Genomic DNA, 15,288 nt, shown 5'->3' with positions numbered 1-15,288 from the left:
TTTGGCGCATGTCCTAACACCAGCCGCCCGGAAATCTTGGCTCAGTGGCGTTCTCAAGCCCCGTCTCTAAAGCTCTCTGCCGAGATGGCCCCCGCACACTTTCCCCGTCGTCAGTCAATGAGCAGAAAGGCGCTCAGCGTGCGAATCAAAGCCCTCTACCGCATCCCTGAGGCAATGGCGCTGCTCAGCATGAGTCGCACCGTGATCTATGAACAGCTCCGATCCGGTCGTCTCCGGTCAGTCACTCAGGGGCGTGCTCGCCTCATACCCGCCCAAGCGATCGCTGATTACGTCGCGCTACTTGAGCGCGAAAGCATGAAGGAGGCTGCCTGATGACCAAGCGCCGAGGTCGCGGAGATGGCGGCCTGCACTGGGACGAGTCACGACAGCGGTGGATCGCGTCCGTCACCACCGGCTACACCCCGGCTGGTAAGCGCATCGTCCGCCGGGGAAGCGGCAAGACTAAGACAGAAGCCAAGAACAAGCTCAAGGAGGTGCTGCGCGACCACGAAGACGGGCTGGTCATCGCTCCCCAGGGATTTACCGTCGCGGACGCCGTCAACGACTGGCTTGCCTACGGGCTGAGCGGAGTAGCGAAGGGCACGGCTGACAAGTGCGGCTACCTCTGCCGTGGACACATTCTTCCTGAGTTGGGCGCGCGGAAACTGCGCGATCTCAGCGCGGAAGATGTTGACCGGTGGCTAGCCGACAAAGCGGCAACCCTCAGCACCCGCACCCTACGCGAGTTGTACGCCTGCCTGAATCGGGCGGTGAATCGGGCAATGGCTCGCGACAAGGTGAAGCGAAACGTGGTAGCTCTCTGCTCGATACCCAAAGGCCAGGAAGGGCGGCCCTCGAAATCGCTCACGCTTGACCAAGCCAAGGCGGTCCTTAGCGCCGCTGAGGACGGGCGTCTCTACGCCTACGTGGTTTTGTCCCTGCTGACGGGCGCGCGCACCGAGGAACTGCGGGCGCTGACGTGGGAGCATGTCGACCTGGCCGGGCGGCCTGACGATGATCCGCCCGTGCCGCCGTCTATCGCGGTGTGGCACTCGGTCCGAGCCGGTGGGGACACCAAGACCAGGAAGTCACGTCGCACGCTCGCGCTACCGCTCCGGTGTGTGGTCGCCCTCCGTCGTCACCGGGAATTGCAACAACGCGACCGGGACAAGGCCGGCAAGGATTGGCAGCCCCGGAACCTCGTGTTCGCCAGCGCGACCGGCAGCGCGCTGGACGCCGCTAACGTCCGGCGAGCCTTTCGCAGGGTCGCTGCCAAGGCTGGCCTGACCGCCGGCGAGTGGACACCCCGGGAGTTGCGGCACAGCTTCGTCTCGGTGCTGTCCAGCAGCGGTGTGAGTCTGGAGGACATCGCCGACCTGTGCGGGCACTCCGGCACCACGGTCACCGAGAAGGTCTACCGGCATCAGCTGCGGCCGGTGCTGCTGAGCGGAGCGGTCGCCATGGATCGCATCTTCGCGCTGACCCCGGAGCGGTAGTCACTCAGTTAGTCACCCAGGAAGCACTAGAGGGCACATCCGTCGATAGGATGTGCCCTCTTACCTGGTCGGGGTGGCCGGATTCGAACCGACGACCTCTTCGTCCCGAACGAAGCGCGCTACCAAGCTGCGCCACACCCCGAGGCGTGCGGACAAATACTAGCCCACCCCGCTCGGAGGTCAAACTCGGTACCCCACCGTCGTGGCGGCCCGCCAGCCCCTCGCGTTGAGCCGTCGTGTCGGGGTGCCGCCGGGCCGCCGCCCACGCCCCGGCGGCCCGGCGATCAACGGTGCGGGCGTACGGGTCAGCGGGGGACGAGGGTGAGCACGCTCGCCTCCGGCCGGCACGCGAACCGGACGGGGGCGGTCGGGTGGGTGCCGAGGCCGGCGGAGACGTGCAGCCAGGAGTCGGATCCGGGCCAGCGGTGCAGGCCACGGGCCATGGAGCGGGGCAGGCCGCAGTTGGTGACCAGGGCCCCGACCCCCGGTACGCAGACCTGGCCGCCGTGGGTGTGCCCGGCGAGCAGCAGCCCGAAGCCGTCGGCGGCCATCCGGTCGAGCAGGGCCGGCTCGGGGGAGTGGGTGAGCGCGATCGACAGGTCGGCGGCGGGCGACACCGGCCCGGCCACGGAGTCGTAGTCGTCCCGTTCGACGTGCGGGTCGTCCACCCCGAGCAGTTCGACGGCCCGGCCGCCGGCCTTGACGGTGGTGCGGGCGTTGTTCAGGTCCGTCCAGCCGGCGCCGACGAAGACGTCGCGCAGTTCCTCGTGGGGCAGCTCGACGCCCTCGGTGTACTCCCGGTCGGGCAGGAAGTAGGTGAACGGGTTCTTCCAGACCGGCCCCGTGTAGTCGTTCGAGCCGAAGACGAAGGCGCCCGGGTAGTCAAGCAGCGGTTGGAGGGCGCGCAGCACTCCGGACACGGCGTCGGGGTGTGCCATGTTGTCCCCGGTGACCACGACCAGGTCGGGGTCGAGCCCGGCCAGCGAAGCCACCCAGCGCTGCTTGCGGCCCTGGTCGGGCGTCATGTGCAGGTCCGACAGGTGCAGGATCCGCAGCGGCTCGGCGTCGGCCGGCAGGACCGGCACGTCGTACCGCCGCAGGGTGAACATGTTGCGCTCGACGAGTGACGCGTATGCCAGGGTGGCCGCGCCGAGGGCGGCGGTCCCGGTCGCGAGTCGGAATAGTGTGCGCTTTCGCATGGCGTTCAGGGTAGTTTCACCGTCCATGAGCACGCTGAAGGACCGTCTGACCGCTGACATGCGCGCCGCCATGAAGGCGCGCGACGAGCTGACCACCTCCACGCTGCGGATGGCGCTCGCCGCCGTCGGCGTCGCCGAGGTCGCGGGGAAGGCCAAGCGCGAGCTCACCGACGACGAGGTGCTCGCGGTGCTGACCAAGGAGGCGAAGAAGCGTCGGGAGGCCGCCACCGCCTTCGGCGACGCCGGTCGCACCGAGCAGGCCGCCAAGGAGGTCGCGGAGGGCGAGGTGCTGGAGCGCTACCTGCCGCGGCAGCTCCCCGACGCCGAGCTGAGCGAGCTGGTCGCGGGGGCGCTCGCCGCGGGCGGCTTCACCGGCAGGACGCAGCTGGGCCCGGCCATGAAGGCGGCCCAGGCGGCGGTGGCCGGCCGGGCCGAGGGCGGCCGGGTCGCCGCCGAGGTCCGCCGCCAGCTCGGCCTCTGACTCCGGCACACACCCGACCGGGTACGCGAAACGGGCGGGCACCCCACGAGGGGTGCCCGCCCGTCCGGTTGTGCGGCCGGCTCAGCCGCCGGGTCTGCCCGGCGGGCGACCGGGGTTGTTCGGTGGGTTGCCCGGTGCGGTGCCGCCGCCGGAGCTGATCTGGATGGTCACCACGCCACCCTTGATGGTCCGGCCGTCGGGGCTGGTGCCGGCGGCCTTGCCGACCGGGCAGCTCGACGGGACCTTGATGTCGGAGATGACCGCGTCGAAGCCCTCCGCCTCGATCCGCGACTTCGCCTGCTGCGGGTCCAGGCACTTCACGTCGGGGATCCGGCGCTGGTCACCCTCGGAGATCTTCTGGCCCGGGGGCTCGAAGTTCTTCCGGTCCTTGCCCTTCATGGCGTCGCGCAGCGTCTCGTAGACCGGCGGGTTGATGCCGTCGCGCTGGCCGTGCTTCATCTTGACGTTGGTCTGCGGCCAGTCCGGGTCGGCCATGATGCCGGCCACCGCGTACTGCCTGGTCATGGCGACCAGGGCCGCGCTCTTCTCGGAGTCGGTGGTGCCGGACTTGCCGGCCACCGGGGCGTCGACGATGCCCCGCACGTTGGCGGCCGTACGGCTGCCGCCGCACTTGCTGGTGGAGGAGTTGTCACCGACCGGGCAGCGGGCGGCATCGACGGCGGCACGGGCCACCTCGGTGCTGACCCGCTTCTCGCAGCGCGGGTTGGCGATGTCGAGCTTCTTGCCCTCCGGGTCCTTGATCGACTGCACCGGGATGGGCTCGCAGTACCTGCCGTCCGCCGCGAGGGTGGCGTAGGCGTTGGCCAGTTCCAGCGGGGTGGTGTCGGTGACGCCCAGGGTGAACGAGCCCCAGTCGTGGGCTGCCGACTTGTCGTTGGCCCACGAGTTTTCCTTGCTGACCCGGAACTGGATGCCGAGCCGCTTGGCCACGTCGACCACGTTCTCCGCGCCGACCTGCTGCTGCAGCGGCACGAAGTACGTGTTGACGGAGGAGGCGAAGGCGCTCCACATGTTCTGGAGGCCACCGGCCTTCTTGCCGGAGTTGGTCGGGCAGTACTTGTTGGTCCCCGGGCAGGCCGCGGGGCTGCCGGACTCGACGATGTATTCCGACTTGAACGTCTGCGGGGCGTTGATCGGGTAGCTGAGCGGGATGCCCTTCTCGAGCGCCGCCACGATGGTGAAGATCTTGAAGGTCGAGCCGGCCTGGTAGCCCGTGATGCCGTCGCCGCCGGTGAGCAGCGGGTTCACGGTGTTCGGGTAGTTGCCGAGCTTGCCCTTCTTGCGCTGCTTCGGCTCGCTGTGCGGCTTGTTGGCCGGCTTCTTCGGGTCGTCGAGCTTGAAGGTGCGGTTCACTGCCAGCGCCCGCACCCGGCCGGTGCCCGGCTCGACGACCGCCACCATGGCGGCTTCCTTGCTCTTCTCCGGCTTGGCCTTGCGGACGGCCTTGTCGGCGCCGCGCTGGGCCTGCGGGTCGAGCGTGGTGACCACGCTGTAGCCGCCGCTCTTGAGCCGCCGCTCCCGGTCGTACGAGGTCGAGCCGAACGTCTCCTGTCCCATCCACCAGCGGTAGAAGTAGTCGCAGAAGAAGCCCCAGCCCTTCTCGTTGGTCGAGACGCAGCCGTTGGGGGCCCGCTTGCCGGTGACCACGAGCTTGGTGGCCTTCGCGGCGTCCGCCTCCTGCTGGGTGACGGCGCCGGTCTCGACCATGTTCTGGATGACGTAGTCGCGCCGGGCGAGGGCCGCCGCGTGGCCGCTCTTGGTGGTCGGGTCGTTGGTGCTGGGCGCCTTCACCATGCCGGCGAGCATGGCCGCTTCCTCGGTCTTCAGCTTGCTCGGCGGCTTGTTGAAGTAGACCTGGCTGGCGGCGTAGATGCCGTACGCGCCGTTGCCGAACGCGGCGATGTTCAGGTAGCGCTCCAGGATCTCGTCCTTGGAGAGCTCCTTGTCGATCTGGAGGGCGTAGCGCATCTCGCGCAGCTTGCGGGCGCTGGTGTCCTCGGTGGCCGCGACCACGTCCGCCGGGTGGCTCGCCGAGTAGGCGATGGCGAGCCGGACGTACTGCATGGTCAGCGTCGAGGCGCCCTGCTGGCTGGACGAGTTGGACTGGTTGTTGACGAAGGCCCGGGCGATGCCGTTGAGGTCCACGCCGTTGTGCTTGTAGAAGTCGTGGTCCTCGGCGGCGATGATCGCCTTCTGCATGATGGGCGCGATGTCCTTGAGCTTCACGTCGCGACGGTTCTCGTCGTACATGGTCGCCAGGGGGGTCTTGCCGTCCGAGGCGTACAGGTAGCTGATCTGCGGGGCGCGACCCACCGTCAGCTCCTTGGGCAGCGCGCCGAAGGTTTCCGAGCCGGCCTTCGCTGCCAGCCCGGACATCGCCACTGCGGGGAAGGCCGCGGCTGCGACCACCACGCCGGCCAGTAGGCCACAGATGAGTAGCGATGCGGCGTTGGTCAATACATTGTGGTCACGTTTCCGCATCCAGGTCACTCCAGCAGGGTACGCGAGTAGGGAACGAGGGGCGCCGGGGCGTTCTTTCCCCATTTCCTGCGCGCGCCGGCCTCGTTGTGTTAAACGCACGACCCCCGGTGGGTGGTTGCGTGGACCCGGCGCCGAGTCTCCCTCCTGCCGGAGGGACCCGCAGCGTTTTCACGGACTTCGGCGGGGTAACCGGCGGGCGCAAGGCCCGGGAAGCCGGGAGTGTCCGGAATGATGGATTTCGCCGACAACGTTGCGTAATCAGTCGACTACAGAGCATGATGATGGCGGCGACAACGCCACATGTCGTCCGTGCCGCCTTGGGGAAGGCGGGACGGGCGGTCGGGGGGAATTGCCGGCTGGTCCGCGACGGGGTCGGTAGTACTGCAAGGGGGGACGTGTACAGATGGGCATGATCACTGACTGGCCGTCGCTGGCGGCGTGTCAGAACGGGGACCCGGACGCGTTGTTCGTACAGGGCGCCGAACAGAACGTGGCGAAGCGGATCTGCCGGAGCTGCCCAGTTCGGTACGAGTGCCTGGCCGACGCGCTGGACAACCGGATCGAGTTCGGCGTCTGGGGTGGCATGACCGAGCGCGAACGCCGTGCGCTGTTGCGTCGCCACCCCCAGGTGGCGAGCTGGCGCAAGATGTTCGAGGCCGCGATGAAGAAGAACGCCAAGGACAAGGCCGGCAAGGACAAGATCCTCGTCACCACCGCCGGCTGACCGCCGTCACGGCCGGCTGATCGCCGCGCCGATCGTCCGCAGCCCGTCGACGTCGTGCACGTCGGCGGGCTGCGCCGTCACCGACACCGCCGGCACCGCCGGGAACGCCTCCGTGAACCGGGCCGCCACCTGCCGCTCGCGTACGGCCTGCTGGGCCAGCGCGGCGTGGGCCCGCAACACGTCGACGGTGCCCTCGTGCCCGCCGAGGCCGGCCAGCCGCTCCGCGGCGGCCAGGCTCTGCGCCGCGTCGAGGCCGGGCACCGCGGGGCTGTGCACCCGGTTGAGCACCAGGCCCGCCAGCGGCATCTTCTCCTCACGCAGCCGGCCGGCGAAGTAGGCGGCCTCCCGGACCGCGTCCGACTCCGGCGTCGCGACCAGCAGGAACGCCGTCTCCCCCGCCTGGAGGATGCGGTACGTCTGCTCGGCGCGCTGCCGGAAGCCGCCGAACATCGAATCCAACGCGGCGACGAAGCCGGACAGGTCGGTCAGCAGCTGGGCGCCGAGCACCTTCTGCACGACCTTGGAGAACATCCCGAACGAGGCGGTGACCAGGCTGAACATGCTGCGCCCGCCGGTCCGCGCCGGGGCCAGCAGCAGCCGCAGCATCCGCCCGTCGAGGAAGCGGGACAGGCGGGCCGGGGCGTCCAGGAAATCCAGCGCCGAGCGGGACGGTGGGGTGTCCACCACGATCAGGTCCCACTCGCCCCGGGCGTGCAACTGGCCCAGCTTCTCCATCGCCATGTATTCCTGCGTGCCCGCGAAGGTGGAACTCATGGCCTGGTAGAAGGGGTTGGCGAAGATCTCCGCCGCCTTCGCCGGATCGGTGTGTTGCAGCACCACGTCGTCGAAGGTGCGCTTCATGTCGAGCATCATGGCGTGCAGCTCGCCGCCGCTGACCTCGACGTCGATCCCCTTGACCTGGCGGGGGGTGTTGTCCAGCTCGGTCAGCCCGAGGGACTGGGCCAGCCGGCGGGCCGGGTCGATGGTGAGCACCACCGTGCGCCGGCCGTGCCGCTCCGCGGCCCGCAGCGCGAGCGCGGCGGCCGTGGTCGTCTTACCCACCCCGCCCGCCCCGCAGCACACCACGATCCGGACGCCCGGATCGGCGAGAATCTGGTCGACGTCCAGCTGCGGCGCCGCGTCTTCGGAAGGCACCAATCGAGCGTATCGGGCCGACCCGCTCCGCGCGCCGTGCCGGGGCCAGGTGTGAGTCAGTCCGCCCCGAGCAGGGTCGCGGCGAAGCGGTCCAGGCCCGCCCGGTCCACCCCGCCCGGCAACAGCGGCAACTCGGTCATCGGCAGCCCCAGCTCCACCAGGTCGGTGCGCAGCGAATCCTCCAGCTCCCGGCGGACGGCCTGGTCACGTGCCTCGGCGGCCAACCCGGCGACGGTGCCCCGGTCGGCGCGCAGGCCGGCGGCGCGCAGGCCCCGCTCCAGCTCCGTGGCCGACACCACCCGGCCCGCGGGCACCGGCGGACGGGCGCCGTTGACGATCACCCGCCCCACCGGGAAGCCGAGCTGGGTCAGCTCGGCGATCGCGTCGAGCGTCTCCTGGACCGGCATCTCCTCCAGCAGGGTGACGACGTGCACGGCGGTGATCGGGGAACGCAGCAGCGCGGCGACGCCCTCGCTCTGGGTCTTGATCGGGCCGACCTTCGCCAGCCGGGCCGTCTCGGCGGTGACGTTGAGGAACCGGCCGATCCGCCCAGTGGGTGGCGCGTCCAGCACCACCGCGTCGTACGCCCGGCGCTGACCGCTGGTGCGGGTGGTGGCCTCCTTCACCTTGCCGGTGAGCAGGACGTCCCGCAGGCCCGGGGCGATGGTGGTGGCGAAGTCGATCGCGCCGAGCTTGCGCAGCGCCCGGCCGGCCGCGCCGAGCTTGTAGAACATGTCGAGGTACTCCAGCAGGGCCAGCTCGGCATCCACCGCCAGGGCCCGCACCTCCCCGCCGCCCGGGGCGTCGGTCAGGTGCCGCTCCTCGTACGGCAGCGGGTCGGTGCCGAAGAGCTGGGCGATGCCCTGCCGCCCCTCGACCTCGACCAGCAGCGTGCGCCGGCCCCCGGCGGCCAGGGCCAGGGCCAGCGCCGCCGCGACGCTGGTCTTGCCGGTGCCGCCCTTGCCGGTCACCACGTGGAGGCGTGCCGGCCACTGTGTGCCGGCCGGATCGGCCGGCGACTCTGCTGCTCGCACCCGTCGAGCCTATCCAGCCCGTGGAGTCAGGCGACCTCGCAGACCCACCAACCGGTCTTCTTCACCACCGTGAACCGCAGGTCCTGGTCGGCGGTCTTCTCGTCGGCGGTGGTCATCGTGAGCCGGGTGGTGACCGTGGCGCGCTCGGCGCTCTGGTCGTCCACCTTCGGGCTGCTCCACCGGAACCGGGGGTTCTGGTGGGCCGAGACGTGCTTCTCGACCTCGGCCACCTTGGCCTTGATCTTCTTCTCGTCGCGGGCCCCGGTGCAGACCAGGCCGGCCGCCCGGTCCGCGTCGCGGTCCTCGTAGACGGCCTTGAGGAACTCGTCCACCGCGACCGCCGGTTCCTTGGCGCCCTCGCCGCTCTCGACGTCGCGCAGCGCCAGGAACGCGACGACGCCGCCGCCGACGCAGAGCAGCAGGACCACGGCCAGGACGACCGAAACGATGATCACCCCGCGCTTCTTCCTCGGCGCGGGAGCCGGCTGGTAGGGCGGGTGACCGGCCGGGGGAGGCGGAACCGCCGGGCCCGGGAAGCCGCCGGGTCCGGCGGGCGGGCCGGGGGCGGCGTCGGGCGTCGCCGGGGCGTCCGGCCGGTCGGCCGGCGAGCCGACGGGGTCGCCGCCGCTGGGTGGTTGGGTCATCTCATCCCTCGGGGGTGCGACGTCGTCGCCTGCCCGGCGACGCGCGTGATCGAGCTGGCGGGGAGCTGGCGAGCGCCCGTCCGACCGGAAGGGTAGCGGTCGGCCCGCCACCCCGGGGGGCGGCGGGCGCCGTCGGATTTCCTACCGACCCTGTGTCGCATATGTGACTCGAGGTGACCAATCGTGCGCGTCCTGTTGGCCGAACGGTCCCCCCGGATCTAGGTTCTCAGCGGCGCGGGGGGCGGGCCGGGCGGTGGGCCCGAGTCCACAGGTGGTGACGTGACCAGGCACGACGTCCGGAGGCAAGGCATGCGCGACGTGGACAACAATCCTCGAGCCCAGTTCCCGGCGGGCGACCGGGCGCGGCGGCCCCGGGGCGGCCCCTCAGGCGACGCCGAGGGCGGCGGCCTGCCCATCAACGAGCGGTCGTACCGGCGGTTCGCCGAACCCGTCGAGGTGGGCCCCCCGGCCGGACGCAGCGGCCCGGCGGGGCGGGACGAGGAGGAACCCGGATACGTCATCCACCTGCCGATCCGGGTCGCCGGGTTGAGTGCGGCCACCGCGCTGGCCGACACCGTCGCCACCTCGCTGAGCTTCCTGATCGAACTGGACGCCGGCGAGACCACCGTGTCCAGCACCGACGACCAGAACAACCGGCACCGGGTCTTCTGCGACCTGCTGCTGCCGGACCGCTCCCGCTGCCCCCAGCCGTACGGGCACGGCAGCCCCTGCGGGGAGGCGCCGACGCCCCCGGAGCAGCGTCCCGCGCCCCCGACCGCCGGCGAACCGTAGGCTGGGGCCCCGAAGAGTCGAACTCCATTCGAGGGAGCCCTCCACCAATGCAGAAGTGGGAATATTCCACGGTCCCGTTGCTGGTCCACGCGACCAAGCAGATCCTCGACAACTGGGGTGAGGACGGGTGGGAACTCGTCAACGTGGTTCCCGGTCCCAACCCGGAGCAGCTCGTCGCCTACCTGAAGCGGCCGAAGGCATGAGCGACCGGAGCGGGGGAGCCGTCCCGGTGTCCCGTGGCGTCGCCCGGCGCGGCGAGGTGGCCGGATGAGCGGGGGTCCGCACGCGAAGCTGGCGGAGCTCGGGCACGCGTTGCCCGAGGTGGCCGCGCCGGTGGCCAGCTACGTGCCGGCCGTCCAGTCCGGGCAGCACGTCTATGTCTCCGGGCAACTGCCGATGGCCGAGGGGAAGCTGCTCGCCACCGGCAAGGTCGGCGCCGGTGTCTCCGTCGAACAGGCGAAGGACCTGGCCCACCGGTGTGCCCTGAACGCGCTGGCCGCGATCGACTCGCTGGTCGGCCTGGAGAACGTGGTCAAGATCGTCAAGCTGACCGGTTTCGTGGCCTCCGCGCCGGGATTCACCGGCCAGCCGGGCGTGATCAACGGCGCCTCCGACCTGTTCGGCACGGTCTTCGGTGAGGCCGGCCGGCACGCGCGCAGTGCCGTCGGCGTCGCCGAGCTGCCCCTGGACGCCCCCGTCGAGATCGACGTGATCGTCGAGGTCGCCTGACCCGCGTCGCCTCCCCGCGATCCTGCGCGCCGGCCTCGGCAAAAGCCGTGAAGTGGGATGTTCCACGGGCCGAAAGCGCATGATCGCGGGGCGCGGCCGGCGGGGCCGTACGATCGCAGCCATGACCGGGCACTTCACCGCGCCGGCGGCGGCACTCGCCGACGAGCTGCCGGGCTGGGTGACGCTGCTGCGCGCCCCGAACCCCGGGCCGATGACGCTCGACGGCACCAACACCTGGGTGCTGCGCGCCCCCGGCCGGGAACACGCCGTCGTCGTCGACCCGGGCCCGGCCGACGAGGGGCACCTGGCGGCGATCGCCGCGCGGGGGCCGATCGGCCTGGTGCTGGTCACCCACGGCCACCCCGACCACACCGACGGCTCGCGCCGCCTGCACGAGCTGCTCGGCGGGGTGCCCGTACGCGCCGCCGACCCGGCGCACACCCTCGCCGGGGAGCCGCTGGCCACGCCCGGCGAGGAACTGGGCGGGCACGGCCTGCACGTCCGGCTCGTGCCGACCCCGGGGCACACCGGCGACTCGGTCTGCTTCCTGGTCGAGCACGGCGACGAGCGGGTCGTCCTCACCGGCGACACGATCCTGGGCCGGGGCACCACCGTGGTCGCCCATCCGGACGGGCACCTCGGGGACTACCTGGCCAGCCTGGAGCTGCTCTCGGCGTACCGGGGGATCCCGGCGCTGCCGGGGCACGGCCCGGCGCTGGCCGACTGCGCCGCCGCCGCGGACTTCTACCTGGCGCACCGCCGTGCCCGGCTCGACCAGGTCCGGGCCGCCGTCGCCGGGGGCGCCAGCACCGCCGCCGAGGTGGTCGCGACGGTCTACGCGGACGTCGACCGGTCGCTGTGGTGGGCCGCCGAGTGGTCGGTCCGGGCCCAACTCGACCACCTGGGCCGGGAATCCGGCGGAGGTGCCGCGGGGTTGGAGCAAGCGTGACCTGCCCGGTGTGCGGAACCGTCGCCGTGCCCGGCGCGCGCTTCTGCCACAACTGTGGGGCCGCGCTGCCGGCCGCCGCCACGCTGCCCGCGGCCGAACGCCGCGTGGTGACCGTCCTCTTCGGCGACCTGTCCGACTTCACCTCCTGGTCGGAGGATCTCGACCCGGAACGCGTCGGCGCGGTCACCGACCGGGTGCTCGCGGCCCTGGCCGGGGCGGTGAAGACGTTCGGCGGGCACGTCGACAAGCTCACCGGCGACGGCATCATGGCGGTCTTCGGCGCCCCGGTCGCCCACGAGGACGACGCCGAGCGGGCCGTGCGCGCCGCGCTGTCGATGCAGCGGGCGGTCCGCCGGGTGCTCGACGACGAGCGGGGCGGTGGCGCGCCGCTCGGCCTGCGGGTCGGGCTCAACACCGGCGACGTGATCGCCGGCATCCAGGCCGCGATCGAATACACGGTCATCGGCGACACCGTCAACACCGCCGCCCGGCTGGCCGACGCCGCCGCCGTCGGCGCGGTCTACGCGGGGGCGCGGACCTCCGCCGCCACCCGGCACGTCGCCTCCTGGCGGACGCTGCGACCGCTGCGGCTCAAGGGCAAGCGCGAACCGGTCGAGGCGTACGAGCTGCTCGGCCTCCTGGACGCCCCGGGCACCCGCTCCGGCCTCGGTGACGAGGCGCCCTTCGTGGGCCGGGAGACCGAGGTCGGCCGGGTCGCCGGCCGGCTGGCCGAGGTGATCGACCGGGCCGAGCCCCGGGTGCTGCTGATGACCGCCGAGGCCGGCATCGGCAAGTCCCGCTTCGCCGCCGAGGTGGAACGCCTCGCCGCCGGCTACGACGTGGGGCCCGGCCGGTACGCCGCGCACACCGGCGCCCGGGTGCTCTCGGTGCGCTGTGCCGCGTTCGGCGAGCGGCGCCGGCTCGCGCCCCTGGCCGACCTGGTCCGGGCGGCGGTCGGCCTGCCCAACGACTCCGCCACCGCGCTCACCCGCCCGGCGGTCGAGGAGCGCCTACGCCGGCTCGGCCAGCGGCTCAGCCGCACCGGGCAGCCGGCGTCGATCGCCACCGACCAGCTACTGGCCCTGCTCGGGTATGCCGAGCTGCCCTCCGGTGGCGCGGCCGATCAGGGCGAATGGGGCACGGCCCACCCGGCCGACGCGGACGCCGTGCCGAACGCCGTCGCGGACCTGCTCACGGGGCTCGCCGGGGAGGCGCCCCTGGTGATCGTCGTCGACGATCTGCACGACGCCACCACCGAGACCATCCGCGCGCTCGGGCTCACCCTGTCCCGGCTCGCCGGCCCGGTGCTGGTGCTGCTGCTGGGCCGGCCCGAGCTGGTGCGTACCGCCGGGGCGCTGACCCGGGTCGCGGACGCCGAGGTGCACGGGCTGCCGCCGCTGCGCGGCGCCGACGCGGCCCGGCTGCTCACCACCTACCTCAACGGCGGGCGGCTGCCGCAGGCCGACGCCGACCGACTGCTCGCCACCGCCCAGGGCAACCCGTTCTACCTGGCGGAGCTGGTCACCCTGCTGATGGAGCGGGGCGCGCTGACCGCCGTCGCCGACCGGAACGCCCCGGCCCCGGGCGGCTGGCGACTGGTGCCCGGCTCGCTCGGCAGCCGGCTGCTGTCCCGGGACCTGGCCGCGGTGCTCGCCGCCCGCATCGACGCGCTGCCGGCGGAGGCCCGCTCGGTGCTGCGGGACGCCGCGGTCGTCGGCGACGCGGTGCCGGCCGGGGCGCTGGAGGCGCTGCGCGAGCAGCGGGCCGGCCGCGACGGGCGGCCGGCGGCGGTGGTCGCCGTCGAACTGGAACGTGCCGTCGAGGAGCTGCTGCAACGCCGGATGCTGCACCGCACCCGCACCGGCTACGCCTTCGCGACGCCGCTGATGCGCGAGGCCGCCTACGCGGGGGTGAGCAAGGCCGAGCTGGCCGAGCGGCACGCCGCGCTGGCCCGCTGGGCCGCCACCGAACCGCCCTCGGGGGCGGGCGCGCCGGGCGGCTTCACCGAGGCGGCCCGCGACGTCTTCGTGGCCCAGCACGTGGAGCGGGCCGCCAGGCTGGCCGACGCGGTCGGGCTGCGACCGGACGCGCCGGCGCGCGCCGTGGTGCCGCTGGGCGTCACCGCGCTCGGCGAGGCCGCCCGCCGGTCCCTGCAGGCCAGTGAGCCCGCGATGGCCGTGGAGTACGCCGAACGGGCCGCGGAGCTGGCCCGCGACCGCGTGCCGGCGGCCGACCGCGTGGTGCACGCCCGGGCGCTGCTCCAGATCGGCCGCTCCGCCGATGCCCTCGCCTTCGCGGAGAAGATCGCGGCCAACGCCGGCGACGAGTCCGCCCTGCGGACCAGCGCGCTGCTGCTCGCCGGGCAGGCCCACCAGACCCTGGGCGACCAGGCGCGCGCCGTGGCCTGCTGGCAGGAGGCGTTGCAGGTGGCCACCGACGCCGGCCTGCCGACGCTGCGCGCCTCGGCGATGCGCCGCCTCGGCATGGCCGACTTCGTCGCCGGGCGGCTGGGTCAGGCCAGCAGCCGGCTCGCCGCGTCGTACCAGGTCAGCCTCCAGGCGCAGGACCGCCCGGGGCAGGCGTGGTCGTTGCAGAACCTGGCCTGGGTGACCACGACCCGGGGCGACTTCGCCGGCACCGATGCCGTGCTCGGCCGGGCCGCCCGGCTCTTCGCCGAGCTGAAGGACCCGTACGGGCGGGCCTGGCTGCGCGGCACCACCGCCTTCGCCCGGCTGCTGGCCGGCCGGCTGCGGGAGGCGTGCCGGATGGCGCGGGTCTTCCTGCCGTTCGGCGAGCGGGTCGGCGAGGCGTGGGCGGTGGGCACGCTGCGCGCGGTCGAGGCGTTCGCCGCCGCCGAGCTGGGCGAGCTGGCCGAGGCGGACCGGGGGGCCCGGCAGGCGTACCGGGAGTTCGCCGCCGCCTCCGACGACTGGGGGCGCGGGTTCGCGCTGGTCGTCCGGGGGGTCGTGGCCCGGGGCCTGGGCGAGCCGGGGCACGCCGTCGACCTGCTCACCGACGCGCTGTCGTACGCGGAACGGACGTCGCACCCGTTGCTCACCGGGATGGCCGGCACGCTGCGCGGGTTCGTGGCGTTGGACCTGGGCGACTGCGACACGGCCGAGCGGGACGCCCGGTCGGTGCTGACCGCCGTCGAGCCGCACAATCCGCAGGCGCCCGCGCAGGCGGGTCCCCGGGTGCTGCTGGCCACCGCCCGGCTGGCCGCCGGTGACTCCGCGACCGCCGTCGGGTTGCTCGCCCCGGTGGCCACGGCCGCCGCCACCGTGCCCTCGCTGCTCTTCTCCCGCCGTCAGATCATGGCCCGGTACGCGTCCGCGCTGCTCGCCCACGGCCAGTGCGACCAGGCGCTGGCCTGGGCCGGCCGGGCCGTCACCGCCCCGGCGCAGGACGTGCGCAGCCAGGTGGTCGGCGCGAGCGTGCTCGCCGAGGCGCTCGCGGCCTGCGGCCGGCCGGCGGAGGCGCTGGCCAGCGCGGAGGAGGCGGTCCGCCTGGCGTACGCGACGGAGCAGCGCAGCGAGCGTGCCGCCGCCGACGCCCTGCGCGCCCGCCTCGCCACCCCCTAGTC

The 15,288-nt window shown here is 72.8% G+C and carries 14 protein-coding genes and 1 tRNA gene; 9 read left to right on the top strand and 6 right to left on the bottom strand.

The genetic code is table 11. The features are described from left to right. The first annotated feature begins 117 nt into the window (after window positions 1-117). Window positions 118-333 (top strand): helix-turn-helix domain-containing protein, encoded by a 216-nt coding sequence (locus ACQ452_RS26900; RefSeq protein ID WP_433388416.1) that lies wholly within the window; start codon window positions 118-120, stop codon window positions 331-333. Beyond that, window positions 333-1,496 (top strand): site-specific integrase, encoded by a 1,164-nt coding sequence (locus tag ACQ452_RS26895; RefSeq protein WP_433388414.1) that lies wholly within the window; start codon window positions 333-335, stop codon window positions 1,494-1,496. The genes ACQ452_RS26900 and ACQ452_RS26895 overlap by 1 nt, the downstream gene beginning before the upstream one ends. 65 nt (window positions 1,497-1,561) lie before the next feature. Here ACQ452_RS26895 and ACQ452_RS26890 read toward each other — a convergent pair. Both ACQ452_RS26890 and ACQ452_RS26885 read right to left on the bottom strand, forming a co-directional pair. Beyond that, window positions 1,562-1,638 (bottom strand) — tRNA-Pro (locus ACQ452_RS26890). Between the two features lie 163 nt (window positions 1,639-1,801). Continuing rightward, entirely contained in the window at window positions 1,802-2,695 is an 894-nt protein-coding gene (locus tag ACQ452_RS26885) for a metallophosphoesterase (protein WP_433388412.1), read from the bottom strand. A 25-nt stretch (window positions 2,696-2,720) separates the two neighbouring features. On the opposite strand from ACQ452_RS26885, the gene ACQ452_RS26880 reads away from it, so the two are divergent. Further along, window positions 2,721-3,176, top strand: coding sequence for a GatB/YqeY domain-containing protein (locus ACQ452_RS26880; RefSeq protein WP_433388410.1), 456 nt, complete (start codon window positions 2,721-2,723; stop codon window positions 3,174-3,176). A gap of 81 nt (window positions 3,177-3,257) precedes the next feature. On the opposite strand, the gene ACQ452_RS26875 is transcribed toward ACQ452_RS26880, so the two are convergent. Continuing rightward, on the bottom strand, window positions 3,258-5,678 hold the full coding sequence (locus tag ACQ452_RS26875) for a penicillin-binding protein (protein WP_433388409.1): 2,421 nt from the start codon (window positions 5,676-5,678) through the stop codon (window positions 3,258-3,260). 403 nt (window positions 5,679-6,081) lie between these two features. Here ACQ452_RS26875 and ACQ452_RS26870 point away from each other — a divergent pair, with 403 nt between their 5' ends. After that, a complete protein-coding gene (locus ACQ452_RS26870) occupies window positions 6,082-6,402 on the top strand; it encodes a WhiB family transcriptional regulator (RefSeq protein ID WP_089003040.1) in 321 nt (106 codons plus the stop codon). A gap of 6 nt (window positions 6,403-6,408) precedes the next feature. On the opposite strand, the gene ACQ452_RS26865 is transcribed toward ACQ452_RS26870, so the two are convergent. From ACQ452_RS26865 to ACQ452_RS26855, 3 genes are read right to left on the bottom strand one after another with little or no spacing between them, the layout of a single operon-like run. After that, on the bottom strand, window positions 6,409-7,560 hold the full coding sequence (locus ACQ452_RS26865) for an ArsA family ATPase (protein ID WP_433388408.1): 1,152 nt from the start codon (window positions 7,558-7,560) through the stop codon (window positions 6,409-6,411). A 53-nt stretch (window positions 7,561-7,613) separates the two neighbouring features. Beyond that, window positions 7,614-8,591 (bottom strand): ArsA family ATPase, encoded by a 978-nt coding sequence (locus ACQ452_RS26860; RefSeq protein ID WP_433388406.1) that lies wholly within the window; start codon window positions 8,589-8,591, stop codon window positions 7,614-7,616. A 26-nt stretch (window positions 8,592-8,617) separates the two neighbouring features. Then, a complete protein-coding gene (locus ACQ452_RS26855; protein WP_433388404.1) occupies window positions 8,618-9,235 on the bottom strand; it encodes an Rv0361 family membrane protein in 618 nt (205 codons plus the stop codon). Between the two features lie 309 nt (window positions 9,236-9,544). Here ACQ452_RS26855 and ACQ452_RS26850 point away from each other — a divergent pair, with 309 nt between their 5' ends. The 5 genes from ACQ452_RS26850 (at window position 9,545) to ACQ452_RS26830 (ending at window position 15,286) form a co-directional block, all read left to right on the top strand. Further along, on the top strand, window positions 9,545-10,027 hold the full coding sequence (locus ACQ452_RS26850; RefSeq protein ID WP_433388402.1) for a hypothetical protein: 483 nt from the start codon (window positions 9,545-9,547) through the stop codon (window positions 10,025-10,027). A gap of 47 nt (window positions 10,028-10,074) precedes the next feature. Beyond that, window positions 10,075-10,230, top strand: a complete 156-nt coding sequence (locus tag ACQ452_RS26845; RefSeq protein WP_433388400.1) for a hypothetical protein — start codon at window positions 10,075-10,077, stop codon at window positions 10,228-10,230. A 64-nt stretch (window positions 10,231-10,294) separates the two neighbouring features. Then, window positions 10,295-10,756 (top strand): RidA family protein, encoded by a 462-nt coding sequence (locus tag ACQ452_RS26840; RefSeq protein WP_433388398.1) that lies wholly within the window; start codon window positions 10,295-10,297, stop codon window positions 10,754-10,756. Window positions 10,757-10,877: 121 nt separating this feature from the next. Then, window positions 10,878-11,705 carry an MBL fold metallo-hydrolase gene (locus ACQ452_RS26835; protein WP_433388395.1) on the top strand — a complete coding sequence of 276 codons (828 nt, stop codon included), beginning with the start codon at window positions 10,878-10,880 and terminating at the stop codon, window positions 11,703-11,705. After that, window positions 11,702-15,286 carry an adenylate/guanylate cyclase domain-containing protein gene (locus tag ACQ452_RS26830; protein ID WP_433388393.1) on the top strand — a complete coding sequence of 1,195 codons (3,585 nt, stop codon included), beginning with the start codon at window positions 11,702-11,704 and terminating at the stop codon, window positions 15,284-15,286. The genes ACQ452_RS26835 and ACQ452_RS26830 overlap by 4 nt, the downstream gene beginning before the upstream one ends. The last annotated feature ends 2 nt before the right edge of the window (window positions 15,287-15,288 follow it).

It is taken from the genome of Micromonospora sp. KLBMP9576 (assembly GCF_050941805.1).
Lineage (GTDB): Bacteria > Actinomycetota > Actinomycetes > Mycobacteriales > Micromonosporaceae > Micromonospora.
This window is presented reverse-complemented; position numbering and strand designations above follow the sequence as displayed.